This is a genomic window from Ralstonia pickettii, from assembly GCF_016466415.2.
GTDB classification, from domain to species: domain Bacteria; phylum Pseudomonadota; class Gammaproteobacteria; order Burkholderiales; family Burkholderiaceae; genus Ralstonia; species Ralstonia pickettii.
Window position 1 is genome coordinate 403,554 of the sequence record NZ_CP066771.1, and the last position, 14,371, is coordinate 417,924.

At 66.6% G+C, this 14,371-nt stretch carries 11 protein-coding genes; 4 read left to right on the plus strand and 7 right to left on the minus strand.

Annotated features, from left to right (window positions below; all coding sequences use genetic code 11):
- Positions 1–116: 116 nt before the first annotated feature.
- Genes RP6297_RS01930 through RP6297_RS01940 form a run of 3 tightly spaced genes read right to left on the minus strand, consistent with a single transcriptional unit; the run spans position 117 to position 4,024 of the window.
- Positions 117–1,400 (minus strand): NAD(P)/FAD-dependent oxidoreductase, encoded by a 1,284-nt coding sequence (locus RP6297_RS01930; RefSeq protein ID WP_037027562.1) that lies wholly within the window; start codon positions 1,398–1,400, stop codon positions 117–119.
- A gap of 3 nt (positions 1,401–1,403) precedes the next feature.
- The gene (locus RP6297_RS01935; RefSeq protein ID WP_037027560.1) at positions 1,404–2,639 is read right to left on the minus strand and encodes a UbiH/UbiF/VisC/COQ6 family ubiquinone biosynthesis hydroxylase; all 1,236 of its coding nucleotides are present in this window, start codon (positions 2,637–2,639) and stop codon (positions 1,404–1,406) included.
- The gene (locus tag RP6297_RS01940; protein WP_037027558.1) at positions 2,636–4,024 is read right to left on the minus strand and encodes an aminopeptidase P N-terminal domain-containing protein; all 1,389 of its coding nucleotides are present in this window, start codon (positions 4,022–4,024) and stop codon (positions 2,636–2,638) included. The genes RP6297_RS01935 and RP6297_RS01940 overlap by 4 nt, the downstream gene beginning before the upstream one ends.
- 225 nt (positions 4,025–4,249) lie before the next feature.
- On the opposite strand from RP6297_RS01940, the gene RP6297_RS01945 reads away from it, so the two are divergent.
- Complete coding sequence (locus RP6297_RS01945) at positions 4,250–6,307, plus strand: putative bifunctional diguanylate cyclase/phosphodiesterase (RefSeq protein ID WP_037027556.1); 2,058 nt, start codon at positions 4,250–4,252, stop codon at positions 6,305–6,307.
- A gap of 4 nt (positions 6,308–6,311) precedes the next feature.
- Here RP6297_RS01945 and murU read toward each other — a convergent pair whose 3' ends face one another.
- Genes murU through RP6297_RS01965 form a run of 4 tightly spaced genes read right to left on the minus strand, consistent with a single transcriptional unit; the run spans position 6,312 to position 9,146 of the window.
- Positions 6,312–7,004 carry an N-acetylmuramate alpha-1-phosphate uridylyltransferase MurU gene (gene murU / locus RP6297_RS01950; RefSeq protein WP_037028733.1) on the minus strand — a complete coding sequence of 231 codons (693 nt, stop codon included), beginning with the start codon at positions 7,002–7,004 and terminating at the stop codon, positions 6,312–6,314.
- A 17-nt stretch (positions 7,005–7,021) separates the two neighbouring features.
- The gene (locus RP6297_RS01955) at positions 7,022–7,348 is read right to left on the minus strand and encodes an AzlD domain-containing protein (protein ID WP_037027554.1); all 327 of its coding nucleotides are present in this window, start codon (positions 7,346–7,348) and stop codon (positions 7,022–7,024) included.
- Entirely contained in the window at positions 7,345–8,073 is a 729-nt protein-coding gene (locus RP6297_RS01960; protein ID WP_037027553.1) for an AzlC family ABC transporter permease, read from the minus strand. The genes RP6297_RS01955 and RP6297_RS01960 overlap by 4 nt, the downstream gene beginning before the upstream one ends.
- The gene (locus RP6297_RS01965) at positions 8,073–9,146 is read right to left on the minus strand and encodes an aminoglycoside phosphotransferase family protein (RefSeq protein ID WP_037027551.1); all 1,074 of its coding nucleotides are present in this window, start codon (positions 9,144–9,146) and stop codon (positions 8,073–8,075) included. Before RP6297_RS01965 ends, RP6297_RS01960 begins: the two co-directional genes overlap by 1 nt.
- 176 nt (positions 9,147–9,322) lie before the next feature.
- Between RP6297_RS01965 and RP6297_RS01970 the strand changes: the two genes are divergently transcribed.
- The 3 genes from RP6297_RS01970 (at position 9,323) to pdxA (ending at position 14,364) form a co-directional block, all read left to right on the plus strand.
- The gene (locus RP6297_RS01970) at positions 9,323–11,764 is read left to right on the plus strand and encodes an LPS-assembly protein LptD (protein WP_037028731.1); all 2,442 of its coding nucleotides are present in this window, start codon (positions 9,323–9,325) and stop codon (positions 11,762–11,764) included.
- On the plus strand, positions 11,757–13,259 hold the full coding sequence (locus tag RP6297_RS01975; RefSeq protein WP_012761199.1) for a peptidylprolyl isomerase: 1,503 nt from the start codon (positions 11,757–11,759) through the stop codon (positions 13,257–13,259). Before RP6297_RS01970 ends, RP6297_RS01975 begins: the two co-directional genes overlap by 8 nt.
- 88 nt (positions 13,260–13,347) lie before the next feature.
- Positions 13,348–14,364 (plus strand): 4-hydroxythreonine-4-phosphate dehydrogenase PdxA, encoded by a 1,017-nt coding sequence (gene pdxA / locus RP6297_RS01980; protein ID WP_037027550.1) that lies wholly within the window; start codon positions 13,348–13,350, stop codon positions 14,362–14,364.
- The last annotated feature ends 7 nt before the right edge of the window (positions 14,365–14,371 follow it).

A 14,371-nucleotide genomic window follows, 5' to 3' on the forward strand; every position in this document is an offset into this window, starting at 1 on the left:
ACGGGAGTGAAAAATGCGAGGACGGGATTTTACCGCCAAACCGCCGGATTGCCTAAATGTTGTGCACAAACTATGCGGCAGTGCAGTCGGCGGCCGGGTTCTTGCCGTGGCTGGCGCTAGCGGAACCGTTGCAGGCCGTAGGGGCGGCCGTCGATGAAAGGCGTGCGCTCGCTGACCAGATCGGCGATGAGTCGGGCGGTGCCTGGCGCGCCTGTCATGCCCAGGTGGCCGTGCCCGAACGCGAAGAACACGTTGCGGTAGCGCTCCGAGCGGTCGATCACGGGCAGGCTGTCGGGTAGAGAGGGCCGATGGCCCATCCATTGGCTGTCGTCCGTAAAGCCGAGGCCGGGGAAGAGCTGCTGGCCCTGTCGCATGAGGATGCGGGCGCGGCGGTAGTCGGGCGCAGCGTCCAACCCGCCGATCTCCACGGTGCCAGCAATGCGCAGGCCGCCTTCCATGGGCGTCGCGATGAACTTGCGCTCGCAATCCATGATTGGCCGTGAAGGCTGCACGCTGGGCGCGCGCAGCGTGGCGTGATAGCCGCGTTCCGTGTCGAGCGGAATGCGGATGCTGGTGAGCTTTGCGCCCAGCCGCATCGACCACGCACCCGCGCACAGCACCAGCTTCGACAGGGGCAGCGTGCCGCAATCGGTGTGCAGCCGCGTCGGACCGCCGTAGTCGCTTCGGCCGAACTCCACGTCCAGCACCTTGCGGCGCAGGAACGTGCCGCCCGCCGCCATGAAGTTGGCTGCCAGCGTCTTGACCAGCCGTTCCGGATTCACCGTGAAGCCGTTGTCGGGCAGCAGCAGACCGGATTGGATGTCGGCGGCCAGTGCAGGTTCCAGTTCGCGCGCTTCACCAGCGCTCAGGGCTTGCGAGCGCACGCCGGTGGCATCGCGAATGGACTGCGCCAGCACATCGCCCGACGAACGCGCCAGCGTGCGCCACACATACAGGTGGCCCGTCTGGCGGATGAGGCCGTCATATTGCGCGGCGTCGAGCAGGTTGCGATAGCCGGGAAAGGTCGCGCTGAAGAGACTCGCCAGCGGCTGCGCCGTCGCACGGGCCTGCGCTTCATTGCCGGCGAGCACCCATTGCAGCAGCCACGGCAGCGCGCGCGGCAGATAGGGCCAACGCACCGTCAGCGGTCCCATCGGATCGGCCAGCCATTTCGGTACCTGCTTGAGCATGCCCGGCAGCGCCATCGGCACGACCGACGCCACGCTCAGGCAGCCTGCGTTGCCGAACGAGCAACCCTCGCCAATGCCGGCCTGATCGAGCAGCGTGACTTGATGGCCATCACGTTGCAATTGCAGGGCGCACGCCGTGCCGACAATGCCGGCGCCAATCACGGTGATCTGGTGGCGATCGCCGGCAGCGCAGCCCTCGGGTGTTGCCACGCGTTAGCCCCGCTGCCCGAACATCATTTGCCGCGCCAGGCCGTGCTTGAGCGGCGGCAGGCATTCCAGCAGCGTGAGGGCGGCGCCGCGCAGGTGGCCAAACGGCCGGCCGGGCACGGCAAACGCACGCGGTAGCAAATCGGTCAGACCGATGGTGACGGCGCGGTCGAACGCGCGTTCGCGGGCGAAGCGGGCGAGGGTGGCTGCCGTGGCCCCCTCCCGAAGCGCGCGCGCCATCTCGAACGCATCGCGCAGGCCGAGGTTGAAACCCTGGCCCGCCACCGGGTGAATCGTCTGCGCGGCATTGCCGATGGCGGCGACACGGCGGTCGACCGGAATGCGCTGAGCGTGCAGCCCAAGCGCGAATGTGTGGCGCGGACTGGCGTGGGTGAAGCGGCCCATGCGCTCACCGAAGGCAGCGCCCAACTCAGCGAGGAAGGCGTCGTCGGGCAAGGCTGCGCGTCGGCGCGCTTCGTCGGGCGCGCAGCACCAGACGAGCGCGTAGCCGGGACCGTGCGCATCATCCTGCGGCAACAACGCGAGCGGGCCTTCGGGCGTGAAGCGCTCCCACGCCCAGCCTTCCAGCGGGGCGCTGCAGCGCACGTGCGCGACGATGGCGGTCTGGCCGTAATCGCGCCGCCGCGCCTGTGCAATGCCGCGTTGCTGCTTGCGTGCGTCGTCAAACAAGCCGCCTTCGGCCTGGATGACGACTTCGGTTTCGATGGCCAGCGGATGGCGCCCCTCGCGCAGCGCCCGCACGCGTGCCGGGGCCACCGTGCCGTCGGCGCGCGGCAGTTGCTCGACGCGCTCCACGGGCGTGTGGTCGTAGCGGGTGAGGCGCATCGGGTAGCGTGCCACCAGCGTGGCGAGTGCGGCGTTGAGCGCGGCGCTCAGGTCGCCGTATTGCACGACGTGTCCGAGCGCGGGGACGTCGTAGTCTTCGCGGCGGATATGCGCCTGCCCGAAGTGGCCGCGCTGCGAGACGTGGATGTGCGTGATGGGCGTGGCGCGCGTGGGCCAGCCGCCAATCTCCTGCAGCAGCACGCGCGAGCCGTGCGACAGGGCCAGCGCGCGCGGGTCTCGCGCGGCGGCTTCAGCATCGCGCGCATCGAACAGGGCGATGCGCCAGTCGGTGTCGCGCAGCAACCAGTTCGCCAGCGCCAGCCCGACGGGGCCTGCGCCGACGATGGCGACGTCGAACTCCGGCGCGGCGCTGTTCGCTGTGATGCTCCCGGTCATGCGCGGCTCCGCATCACCAGTTCGATTTCGTCTGGGGCCACCGGCACGTCGCGCGTGATGATTTCGCACCCTTCGGGCGTGACGATGGCGTCGTCTTCAATGCGGATGCCGATGTGCCAATACTGTTCCGGCACGCCGGGCGCGGGGCGCACGTAGATCCCGGGTTCGACGGTCAGCACCATGCCGGCTTCCAGCGGGCGCCACGGGCGTTCGCCTTCAGCCGGGGCAACGGTGCCGGGCGTGCGGTATTCCCCCACGTCGTGCACGTCCATGCCGAGCCAGTGGCCGGTGCGGTGCATGTAGAACTGACGGTATTGGCCGCCGGCGATCACGTCATCGAGCGTGCCGACCTTGTTTGCGTCGAGCAGGCCGGTGTCGAGCATGCCTTGCGCCAGCACGCGGGTGGCGGCATCGTGCGGCACGTTGTAAGGCACGCCGGGGCGCGTCTGCGCAAGGGCGGCTTCCTGCGCGGCCACCACCAGCGCATACAGTTCGCGTTGCGGGCCGGTGAAGCGGCCATTGACCGGGAACGTGCGGGTGATGTCTGACGCGTAGCCATCCAGTTCACAGCCGGCATCGATCAGGCAGAGATCGCCGTCGCGCAGTTCTGCATTGCCGGCGCGGTAGTGCAGTACGCACGCGTTCGGGCCCGTCGCCACGATGGAGTTGTAGGCAACGCTCTGCGCGCCGTGGCGGCGGAATTCGTATAGCAGTTCCGCTTCGAGATGGTATTCACGCAGCCCGGCACGCGACGCCTGCATGGCGCGCACGTGCGCCCCGGCAGAGATGCGTCCGGCACGGCGCATGATGTCGAGTTCGCTTGCGTCCTTGAACAGCCGCATCTCATCGAGGATGGCGCGCACGTCCAGGGCTTGGTGCGGCGACGACACCCCCGCGCGGCCTTGCATGCGCACTGCATCGAGCCAGCGGCGCATGCGGCGGTCGAACGCGCTGCTCTCGGCGAGCGGATAGGCCACGGCACCGGCATTGGCGAGCAACTTGGGCAGCGTCGCATCAATGTCTTCCACCGAGTGCCCCTCATCCAGGCCGAAGGCGTCCTTAGCGGCTTCCGGGCCGAAGCGGAAGCCGTCCCAGATTTCGCGCTCCTCATGCTTTGGGCGGCAGAACAGCACGCTGCGCGCCGGCGCGTTGCCCGCGGGCACCACGATGGCGAGCACCGCTTCGGGCTCGGTAAAGCCGGTCAGGTAATAGAAGTAGCTGTCGTGCCGGTAGGGGTAGTCGCTGTCGCGGTTGCGCATCGCTTCGGGCGCGGTCGGCACGATGGCGACTCCGCCACGACTACCCGATGCAGTGCGCAGCCACTGCACGACGCGTTCGCGGCGCTGGCGATAGGTCTGGAGGAAAGCGAGTTCGGTGGCGGACATGGCGTGTTTTCCAGCGACAGAAAGGATGCATCGATTGTAACGCCGCGCTTGGCGGGCGCTGGGAGGAGGGCATCGCTACACCCAAAAGGAGACTTGTGCGGTGCGGACGGCGTCTCCTAAAGTCTCGGGCGGCGGCCGCCGTTAATACTGAGCTGTTTGCATCCCGGTTGCGACCTCCGCCTGCAGTGGATTGGCCGCATTGGATCGGCCTGCCCAGGAGAACCGATGCTCGCCAGTAGTTACAACCCTCTTCTCGTCCTGCTTTCCCTCTTCGTGGCCATCCTGGCGTCGTATACGGCGCTGGATATGGCAGGACGCGTCGTGACCGCGCAAGGCCGCGCGGCGTTGTGGTGGCTCATCGGCGGCGCCTCGGCCATGGGGTTGGGCATTTGGTCGATGCACTTTGTCGGCATGCTGGCGCTGAACCTGCCGATCCCGGTTGGCTATGACGTCGGTATCACATTGACCTCGCTTGCCATTGGCATTGGGGCGTCAATATTTGCGTTATGGCTGGCCAGCCGGCGTGAACTGCCGTGGCCCCGCTTGGCGGGCGGCGCCGTCCTCATGGGCGCAGGCGTGGCGGGTATGCATTACACCGGCATGGCCGCGCTGCGCATGAACCCCGGCATTCAATACGACCCCGCCAGGTTTGCGCTGTCGATCGTGATTGCCGTGCTGGCCTCGGGCGTGGCGCTGTGGATGGCGTTTCGCCTGCGGCAGCAGTCGCGACGCGTTCGTGCGCTGCGTGCCGGTTCGGCGGTGGTGATGGGCGTGGCGATCGTCGGCATGCACTACGTGGGTATGGCCGCGGCGGCGTTTCCATACGGCAGCGTGTGTGGCGCTGCGCACACCGGCGCGAGTGCCGACTGGCTGGCGCTGGTCATCATCATCGTGACGCTGGCGGTGCTGGCCATCGCGCTCATCATCTCGGTGCTGGATTTGCGCATGGAAGCGCGCACCGCCTTGCTGGCGAACTCGCTGGCCGCAGCCAACAAGGAATTGGCCTACCTCGCGCTGCACGACAACCTGACCAAGCTGTCCAACCGCGTGCTGCTGGAAGACCGTCTGACCCAGGCGATCCGCACGGCTGATCGCGAGAAGCGCCGCTTCGCTGTCATGTTCATGGATCTGGACGGTTTCAAGGCCGTCAACGATGTCTATGGCCACCACGTGGGCGATCTGCTGCTGATCGACGTCGCGCAGCGCATCGGCGCGCGGGTGCGGCAGCAGGACACCGTGGCGCGAGTCGGTGGGGATGAATTCGTCGTGCTGGCCTATGTGGATGATCCGGAAGACGCCGGCACCCTGGCCGACGCGCTGCTGGGCGTGGTGCGCGAGCCCTTCATGGCCGGCGGTCACGAGTTGCGCGTCTCCACCAGCATCGGCATCGCGATCTACCCTGGCGACGGCGGCAACCAGCATGACCTGCTGACCAACGCCGATGCGGCGATGTACCACGCAAAGGGCCTGGGCCGGAACGCCTACAGCTTTTTCGAGCCATCGATGAACGCCGACGTGCATCAGCAGTTGCAGCTTGTGCAAGACCTGCGCCGCGCGGTCGAGCGGCACGAACTCGTGCTGCATTACCAGCCGAAATTCAACGCGCCCAACGGGCCGATCATGGGCGTGGAGGCGTTGGTGCGCTGGCAGCATCCGCAGCGCGGTCTGGTGCCCGCCGATGAATTCATCCCGCTGGCCGAAAAGACCGGTCTGATCGTGCCGCTGGGCGCCTGGGTGCTGGACGAGGCCTGCCGCCAGATGGCGCAATGGCAACGCGAGGGGCACGCCGGCTGGACCGTCGCCGTGAATCTCTCCGCGCTGCAGTTTGGCCATGCCGCACTCATCGACACCGTGCGCGAGACGCTCGCGCGCCATGCGCTGGACCCGCGCAGCCTGATGCTGGAAATTACAGAATCGACCGCCATGCGCGATGTCGACGCGAGCCTGCAGATCCTGCAGCAGCTCGACGCGATGGGCGTGCGGATTTCGATCGACGATTTCGGCACCGGCTATTCCAGCCTGCTGTATCTCAAGCGTTTGCCTGCCAGCGAACTGAAGATCGACCGCGGCTTCGTGCGCGACCTGGCGCACGACACGGAAGACGCGGCCATCGTCTCGGCCATCGTGGCGCTGGACCAGACGCTGAACCTGCGCATCGTCGCAGAGGGTGTGGAGACCGCCGAGCAGCAGGCGTTCCTGACGCGGCTCGGCTGCCACTCGCTGCAGGGCTACCTGCTCGGCCGCCCGATGACGGCGGAATCGTTGAGCGCGGCGATGGCGTAAGCGCTTAGCGCGACGCGACTTCAGCGTCTAGCGCGGCCAGTTGGGTGGGCGTGCCGACGTTTTCCCAGCGGCCGTCGAAGCGCTCGCCGGTCGCACGGCCTTCAGCGATGGCCTTGTGGTACAGCGGCGTCATCGCCAGTCGCGTGCCGGGCGCGATGCCGGCAAACAGGCGCGTGTCGTACAAGCCAATGTTGCCGAACGTGAGGCGCTCGGCGCCTTCGGCGTGGAGCATGCCTTCGTTATCCAGCGCGAAATCGCCGCGCAGGTGGTAGGGCGGATTGGGCACCATCACCAGATGCATGCCCGGCGCCGCTTGCGCGGCCATTGCGGGCGCCCGGTCGCGCAGCAAGGCGTAGTCGTAATCGCAGAACACATCGCCGCTGACGGCAATGAATACGCTGTGCCCATCGCCTGCATGCAGCAGCGGCATGGCCTGCGCAACCCCGCCTGCCGTTTCGAGCGCCTGCCCTTCCGGCGAATATGCGAGGCGCACGCCCCACGCGCTGCCATCGCCCAGGGCGGTTTCGATCTGCGCGCCGAGCCACGCGTGGTTGATGACAATGTCGCGCACGCCGGCCGCGGCCAGGCGCTCGATCTGCCAGACGATCAGCGGTTTGCCGCCCACGGTGAGCAGTGGCTTGGGCGTGTGGTCGGTCAGCGGCCGCATGCGATCGCCGCGGCCCGCCGCAAAAATCATGGCGCGCGTCGTCGAATTCAAGCCATCACCTTCATGAGAATCAGCAGCACGGCCATGCCGCCGACGATGGTCCACATCGCGCTTTTCGTCACCCGTGCAATGACGATGGCGACGATGCCGGCAAGCAGGCGTGGATTGTCGACCGACACCGCGAGCGCGCCATCGCGCATCAGGAGGTCGGGCGCGATGAGCGCGGTCAGCATCGCAGCCGGCACATAGGGCAGGGCGCTGCGGAACCACATCGGCAGGTTCATGCGCCCTTCCAGCGCGATGAACGATAGGCGGATCAGATAGGTGGCGGCGCCGGCAATCAACAGCACGCCGAAGAGGATCAGGGCTTTCATGCGGCAGCCCCCTTGTCGGACGGTCGGGCCAGTAAGCGCTCAACCAGTGCGCCGAGGGCAATGCCCACGCACGCCGCGCTCATGAGCCCGAGCTTGTGCGGCCAGCCCGTCCACGCCACGGCCAGCGCGGCGCCGGTCAGGGCAGCGGCCAGTTGCGCACGCGTGCGCAGTGCCGGCACCACGATGGCGATAAACGTAAGGGGCAGGAAGAAATCGAGCGGCCACGAGGTCGGCACCTGCGCGCCCAGCAGCACGCCGACGATCGTCGATGCCTGCCAGCTCGACCACAGCGCCACGCCAGCGCCGAGGAAATACCAATGGCGATATGCGGCTTCCGCGCTGCCGGGCTGCGCGGTGACAACGCGGCGGTTCATGGCGGCGAAGGCTTCGTCGGTCAGCAGATAGGCGATCAGCCATTTCCAGCGGCGCGGCAGGTGCGCCAGCGCTGGCGCAATGCTGGCCGAATACAGCGCGTGCCGCAGATTCACCATCGAGACCGTCGCCGCAATCACCAGCGCGGGCGCGCCACCGGCCCACAACTGCACGAGGATCATCTGCGACGCGCCACCGAAAACGATGGCGCTCATCGCCACGGCAAGCCACGCGGGCATGCCGGCCGACGTGGCCAGCACGCCGTAGATCATGCCGAACGGCACCACGCCCAGCAGCATCGGCGCGAGTGCCAGCATGCCGGCGCGAAACTCAACGGTGCGGGGGGAGGCCATCAGAACGTGTAGCCGATCTGCTGCGTGCGATCTTCGAGTTGATCGAGCAGGCGGGCCAGCGGCGCCAGCGCGTTGTAGCGGCTGCATACACGGCGCAGGTAGGCGATGAAGCGCGGAGTGTCTTCCACGTAGCCGGTCTTGCCGTCGCGGTAGCACAGGCGCGCGAAAATGCCCGCCACCTTCAGATGGCGTTGCGCGCCCATCCATTCGAGCGCACGGTAGAACTCGCCGAAGTCTTCATCCACCGGCAGCTTGGCGGCGCGGGCCGCTTCCCAGTACCGCACGGCCCAATCCAGCTCCTGCTCTTCGTCCCACGACAGGAAGGCGTCGCGCAGCAGCGAGGCGGCGTCGTAGGTGATCGGTCCGTAGACGGCGTCTTGGAAGTCCAGCACGCCCGGCTGCGATGGGTCGGCCGCGTTGATCATCAGATTACGGGGCATGTAGTCACGATGCACGTACACGCGCGGCTGGGCCAAGGCACTGTCGACCAGCAGCTTGAACACCTTGTCGAGCGATTCGCGCTGGGTGGCGTCGAGCGGGCGTTGCAGGTGGCGGTCGACGTACCAGTCCGGAAACAGCGACAGTTCGCGGCGCAGCAGCGCCTCGTCATACGGCGGCAGCTCGCCTTCGCGGGAGGCCAACTGCCAGCGCACCAGAGTATGGATGGCAGGGCGGAACAGCGTGTTGGCGTAGGCGAGGTCGAAATCGCGCTCGCGCAGCGATTGCAGATACGTTTGTGGGCCCAGGTCGGTCAGCAGCAGGAAGCCCTGCGCGAGATCCTGCTCCAGCACCTGCGGCGCACGCACGCCGGCGCCGTTGAGCAGACCAGCCACATGGACGAACGGGCGGCAGTCTTCCTGCGGCGGCGGGGCGTCCATGACGACCAGCGTGCCGGGCTTGCCACTGCCGGCGCTGTCCAGGCGGAAATACCGGCGGAAGCTGGCATCGGCCGAAGCAGGTTGCACCGTGTCGATGCGCAGGCCGTGGGCGGCGGGCAATGTGCCGAGCCAGTCGCGCAGTTGGCTGAGGCGTGCGTCGGTTGCGCCTGCTGCGGCGCCAGGGGTCGAAGCCATGCTGAGAGAATGCTGGAATGAGGCTAGAAGGAAGCCCCGTATAATACCCGACCGAGTTTCGCCGCGAGCGAGCGCCGGCCTTGTCCTGGCCGCGTCCGACGGCGGGATTGACCGCAGTACCGACTGATTTTGTGCCTGTGCGTGCCGTTGCGCGCGCGGCCCTGTTCCCGATCTGCATGACCGAACCGAACCGAGCCAGGAAGAACCGGCAGCGCGCTGCTGTTGCCGCGCCCGATCAGCGGCCCGCCGACTTGGCCACCATCAGGCGTGGCACGCTGGCATTGCGCCCGTTGGTATTTGCGGTGGCCGGTGTCTGGACGGCGACGTCCGCGGCGCAGAGCGCGGGCACCACGCAAGCGACGGCGCCCGCTGTCACTCCGGCCTCGTCGGTGACCGCGCTGGCGACGTCCGGGCCGACCACGCCCGGCGGCAGTCCGCTGGTGCCAAAGATGGCTGAGCCCGTCCAGCGACCGGACAACACTGTCCCCACGTTTACCGCGGCCGACAAGATGGACGGTCGCACCAACGAAGACATCCACCTGCGCGGTCATGGCGAACTGCGCCGCAACGGCTCGGTGCTGAAGGGCGACACGCTCGATTACAACCAGGACACCGATGTCGCAACCGCAACCGGCAACGTGCGCCTGTTCAAGGGCGGCACGCTGGTCACCGGCCCGGACGCCAAGCTGAAGATTACCGCCAACGAAGGGACCATCAGCACGCCGAGCTACGAGTTCCACGCGAACGGCGGCCACGGCACCGCAGACCGCATCGACTTCATCGACAAGGACAACAGCCGCATCACGCGCGGCACGTACACCACGTGCTCGCCCGATAACGTCGACTGGTATTTCAGCGCGAGCCGCATCGACATCGACAGCGACCGCCAGGTCGGCACGGGCCGCAACGGCGTGCTGCACTTCTTCGGTGTGCCGGTGTTTGCGGCGCCGGTCATGGATTTTCCGCTCAATGACGATCGGCGCAGCGGTTTCCTGGCACCGGTGTTCGGCTACAACAGCCGCAGCGGGGCCGACGTCACGCTGCCGTACTACTTCAACATCGCGCCGAATCGCGATCTGACGTTGTATCCGCGTCTGCTGAGCCAGCGCGGCTTGCAGCTCGGCGCGGAATACCGGTATCTCGATACATCGTACAGCGGCGTTCTGCGTGGCGAATTCCTGCCCGATGATCGTGAGGCAGGCCGCAACCGCTGGTCGATTTCGGCAGTACACACACAGCGCCTGGCGCCGGGCCTGACCGGCTACATCAACTACAACAAGGTTTCCGATAACACCTACCCGGATGACCTCGGCCGCAGCATTGTCACGGCGACGCAGCGGCAGTACATCCAGGAGGGCGGTGTTAGTTACTCGTTCGGCGACTGGGTTGCGCTGGCGCGCGTGCAGAAGTTCCAGACGCTGTCGACCGCCACAACGCCACTCGCAGCACCGTATGAGCGGCTGCCGCAGTTGAGCCTGACCTATAACAAGTACGACGTTGGCGGCTTTGACATCAATTTCCTGACCGACTACACGCGGTTTTCGATCCCGACGGCCAATACCGTGCAGGGCGAGCGCCTGTTCATGCAGCCGACGATCAGCTACCCGATCGTCCGCCCCGGCTGGTACGTCACCCCGAAGTTCATCCTGAACACCACCGCATACCGCCTGGACCGCCCGGCCGGCGACACGCAGGACACGCAGATCAATCGCACGCTGCCGACGTTCTCGCTCGATTCGGGTATGACGTTCGAGCGCGATGCGCCGCTGGTCTCCAAATTGTTCGGCGTGAGCTACATCCAGACGCTGGAGCCGCGCGTGTTCTACGTGTACACGCCGTATCGCGACCAGTCGCAGATTCCGTTGTTCGATACCGGCCAGTCGGACTACAACCTCGGGCAGATCTTCACCGAGAACCCGTACACCGGTTACGACCGCATTGCCGACAACAACAAGGTGACGGCAGGTGTGACCACGCGTTTCATCGAGGCCGAATCAGGCATCGAGCGCCTGCGCGCCACGATTGCGCAGCGCGTCGATCTCGACGGCCAGCGCGTGACGCTCGCGGGTGCAGCACCGACATCAGTGCGCCGCTATTCGGACCTTCTGGGTGCGACCACGATCCAGATGTTCCGCGGCATCTTTTTCGATACGAACCTTCAGTACAATCAGGACCTTGACCGCATCATGCGTTCGACGGTCGCGTTCAGCTGGAAGCCGGAAGCCAACAAGGTGATCAACCTCGGCTACCGCTATTACCGGCAAGACGCCAATACCGGTCAGTTGCCGCTGGAACAGGCCGATATCTCCACGCAGTGGCCGATTACGCGGCGCCTCTACGGCCTGGGTCGCATCGGTTACGACCTGGATGCGCGCAAGCCATCGGATATGCTGCTCGGCCTCGAATATGTGGCGGACTGCTGGGTCGGCCGACTGGCGGTACAGCGCTACAGCAATGCGGTTTCGGGCTATACGACGCATATCTTTGCCCAGATCGAATTCAAGGGTTTGTCGAAGGTGGGGAATAATCCGATCGACGTGATTCGTCTGAACGTGCCCGGCTACCAGCCGGTGACCGCACAGCCGATCACGCCGTCCGTGCTGGATCAATATGAATAACGACATCATGGCTTTCCAATCGACCGCTTTCGCCACGCGTGTGGCTTCTCTGGGCCGCTTGCGTGTTGCCACCGGCGTGCTGCTTGCGCTGTTGGCGGGGACCACGCTGTCGCCAGCCGTCCACGCGCAGCAGGCGCAATCGGCAAAAAAGAGCGCACCGGTGCGGGGCATCTTCGCCAACCCCGGTTCGTCGCCGAGCCAGCCGCTGCTGCAGGGCACGCTGCCCGAGCCAACGGCTCCAGGCGCGCCGCGCAGCCAGTTGGTCGACGAGGTGGTGGCTGTGGTCAACACCGACGTCATCACCCGCCGCGAACTGCTCAACCGCGCGGATCTGGTCGAGCGCACGTTCCGCGCACAGAATCGCCCGCTGCCACCGCGCGCCGATCTGCTCGGCGAAGTGCTGGAGCAGCTCATCCTGGAGCGCGTGCAGGCGCAGACCGCCAAGGAAAGCGGCATCCGCGTGTCCGACGCCGATGTGGATCGTGCCGTGGAAAGCGTGGCCCAGCGCAACAACCTGTCGGTGCCGCAGCTCAAGAGCAAGCTGAAGGACGCCGGCATGACGTACGACAAGTACCGCGACGACCTGCGTCAGGAAATCCTTCTGGCGCGCCTGCGTGAGCGCGAGGTCGACTCGAAGGTGCAGGTCTACGACGGCGAGATCGACAACTATCTGGCGCAGCAGGGTGGCGGCACGGCCCCGGCCGGCGAACAGCAATACAACGTCGCGCAGATTCTCGTGCCCGTTGCCGAAGGCGCCACGGATGCCGAGAAGGCCGCAGCGCGCAAGAAGGCCGAAGGTCTGCTCAAGCAAGCGCAGGGCGGCGCGGATTTCGCCAAGCTGGCGCGTGACAATTCTGGCGCGCAAGATGCCGCGCAAGGCGGCGAGCTTGGGCTGCGTCCGATCGGGCGCCTGCCGGCTGTGTTTGCCAACGCCGTGGTCGACATGAAGGCGGGCCAGGTGGCGAGTCAAGTGGTCGAAAGCCCGGCCGGTTATCACGTGATCAAGCTGCTGGACAAGCGCGCGCCGGGCACCGCGATTGCCGCCAAGGTCCAGCAGACGCAAGTGCGCCACATCCTGATCAAGACCGGTCCGACGATGTCGGCGGACGACGCGCGCCGCCAGTTGGTGGGCCTACGTGACCGGATCGTCCACGGCTACGATTTTGGCGATGCGGCACGCCGGTATTCGCAGGACGGGTCGGCCGGTGCGGGTGGCGAGCTGGGCTGGGTGTCGCCGGGCCAGCTGGTGCCGGAATTCGAGCAGGCGATGAACCAGCTCAAGCCGGGCGATGTGTCGCAGCCGGTGCAAAGCCAGTTCGGTGTGCACCTGATCCAGGTGGAAGGCCGCCGCGAGGCAGAGGTGTCGGGAGACCGCCAACGCGACTACGCACGGTCGGTGATTCGCGAACAGAAAGTCCAGGCCGCCTATGAGGATTGGCTGCGTGAACTGCGCGATTCGGCACACGTGGAATACCGCGTGAACCGTCAGCAGTAAGCTACGGACATCCGCATCGCTCACGGCCGCCTGCGGGCGGCCGTGGCGTTTCTAGATCGCTCCAGAAACCATCGCAGGAAAGCGCTGCATGCTGAACATTGCCATCACCACTGGCGAACCCGCTGGTATCGGCCCCGACATCACCGTGGCCGCGCTGCTGCACCTGGCACGACAGGCGTCGCCGCGTTACGCCGATGTGCAGTGGCATGTGATGGGCGATTCGGCATTGCTGCAGGCGCGCGCGGACGCGATCGGGCAGGGCGATTTCTGGCGCATTGTCTCTACGGCGCTGACTGTCGTGGAGCGCCCGCTGGGTGCACCCGTGCGCGCCGGCGTGCTTGATGACGCCAACGGCCGCTATGTGCTGGACCTGCTCGACGCGGCCATCGACGGCTGCCTGATCGGCACGGCAGACGGCATGCGTTACGACGCGATGGTCACAGCGCCGGTGCAGAAGAGCACGATCAACGACGCCGGGGTGCCGTTTACCGGCCACACCGAGTATCTGGCCGAGCGCAGCCACACGCCGCGCGTGGTCATGATGCTGGCCGGTCCGCAGCCGGCGCACGACAACGCCATGCTGCGCGTGGCGCTGGCGACGACGCACTTGCCGTTGCGCGAGGTGCCGGACGCCATCACGCCAGCGGTGCTCGATGAGACGCTCGACATCGTGCAGCGTGATCTGCGCACACGCTTCGGTTTGACTGCTCCGCGCATCCTCGTGACGGGGTTGAATCCGCATGCGGGTGAATCCGGCCACCTCGGCCGCGAAGAGATCGAGGTGATCGAGCCGGCCATCGCGCGTGCGCGTGCGCGCGGAATCGACGCGCGCGGTCCATATCCGGCCGATACGCTGTTCCAGCCGCGCCTGTTGACCGATGCGGATTGCGTGCTGGCGATGTACCACGACCAAGGCTTGGCGCCGCTCAAGTACGGCACCTTCGGCCACGGCGTGAACATCACGCTGGGTTTGCCATTCGTGCGCACTTCGGTGGATCACGGTACGGCGCTGGATCTGGCGGGCACGGGCCGCGCCGAGTTCGGCAGCATGATCGAGGCGATCGATACCGCCATCGCGATGGCGCGGTATACGACGCGCTCCTGAGTTTCTT

What these genes read in the sequence shown, in the direction of transcription:
- RP6297_RS01975 (WP_012761199.1), top strand. Translation starts at nt 11,757, where the DNA reads ATGAATAACGACATCATGGCTTTCCAATCGACCGCTTTCGCCACGCGT.
- RP6297_RS01955 (WP_037027554.1), bottom strand. Translation starts at nt 7,348, where the DNA reads ATGAAAGCCCTGATCCTCTTCGGCGTGCTGTTGATTGCCGGCGCCGCC.
- murU (WP_037028733.1), bottom strand. Translation starts at nt 7,004, where the DNA reads ATGATTTTTGCGGCGGGCCGCGGCGATCGCATGCGGCCGCTGACCGAC.
- RP6297_RS01960 (WP_037027553.1), bottom strand. Translation starts at nt 8,073, where the DNA reads ATGGCCTCCCCCCGCACCGTTGAGTTTCGCGCCGGCATGCTGGCACTC.
- RP6297_RS01940 (WP_037027558.1), bottom strand. Translation starts at nt 4,024, where the DNA reads ATGTCCGCCACCGAACTCGCTTTCCTCCAGACCTATCGCCAGCGCCGC.
- pdxA (WP_037027550.1), top strand. Translation starts at nt 13,348, where the DNA reads ATGCTGAACATTGCCATCACCACTGGCGAACCCGCTGGTATCGGCCCC.
- RP6297_RS01945 (WP_037027556.1), top strand. Translation starts at nt 4,250, where the DNA reads ATGCTCGCCAGTAGTTACAACCCTCTTCTCGTCCTGCTTTCCCTCTTC.
- RP6297_RS01965 (WP_037027551.1), bottom strand. Translation starts at nt 9,146, where the DNA reads ATGGCTTCGACCCCTGGCGCCGCAGCAGGCGCAACCGACGCACGCCTC.
- RP6297_RS01970 (WP_037028731.1), top strand. Translation starts at nt 9,323, where the DNA reads ATGACCGAACCGAACCGAGCCAGGAAGAACCGGCAGCGCGCTGCTGTT.
- RP6297_RS01935 (WP_037027560.1), bottom strand. Translation starts at nt 2,639, where the DNA reads ATGACCGGGAGCATCACAGCGAACAGCGCCGCGCCGGAGTTCGACGTC.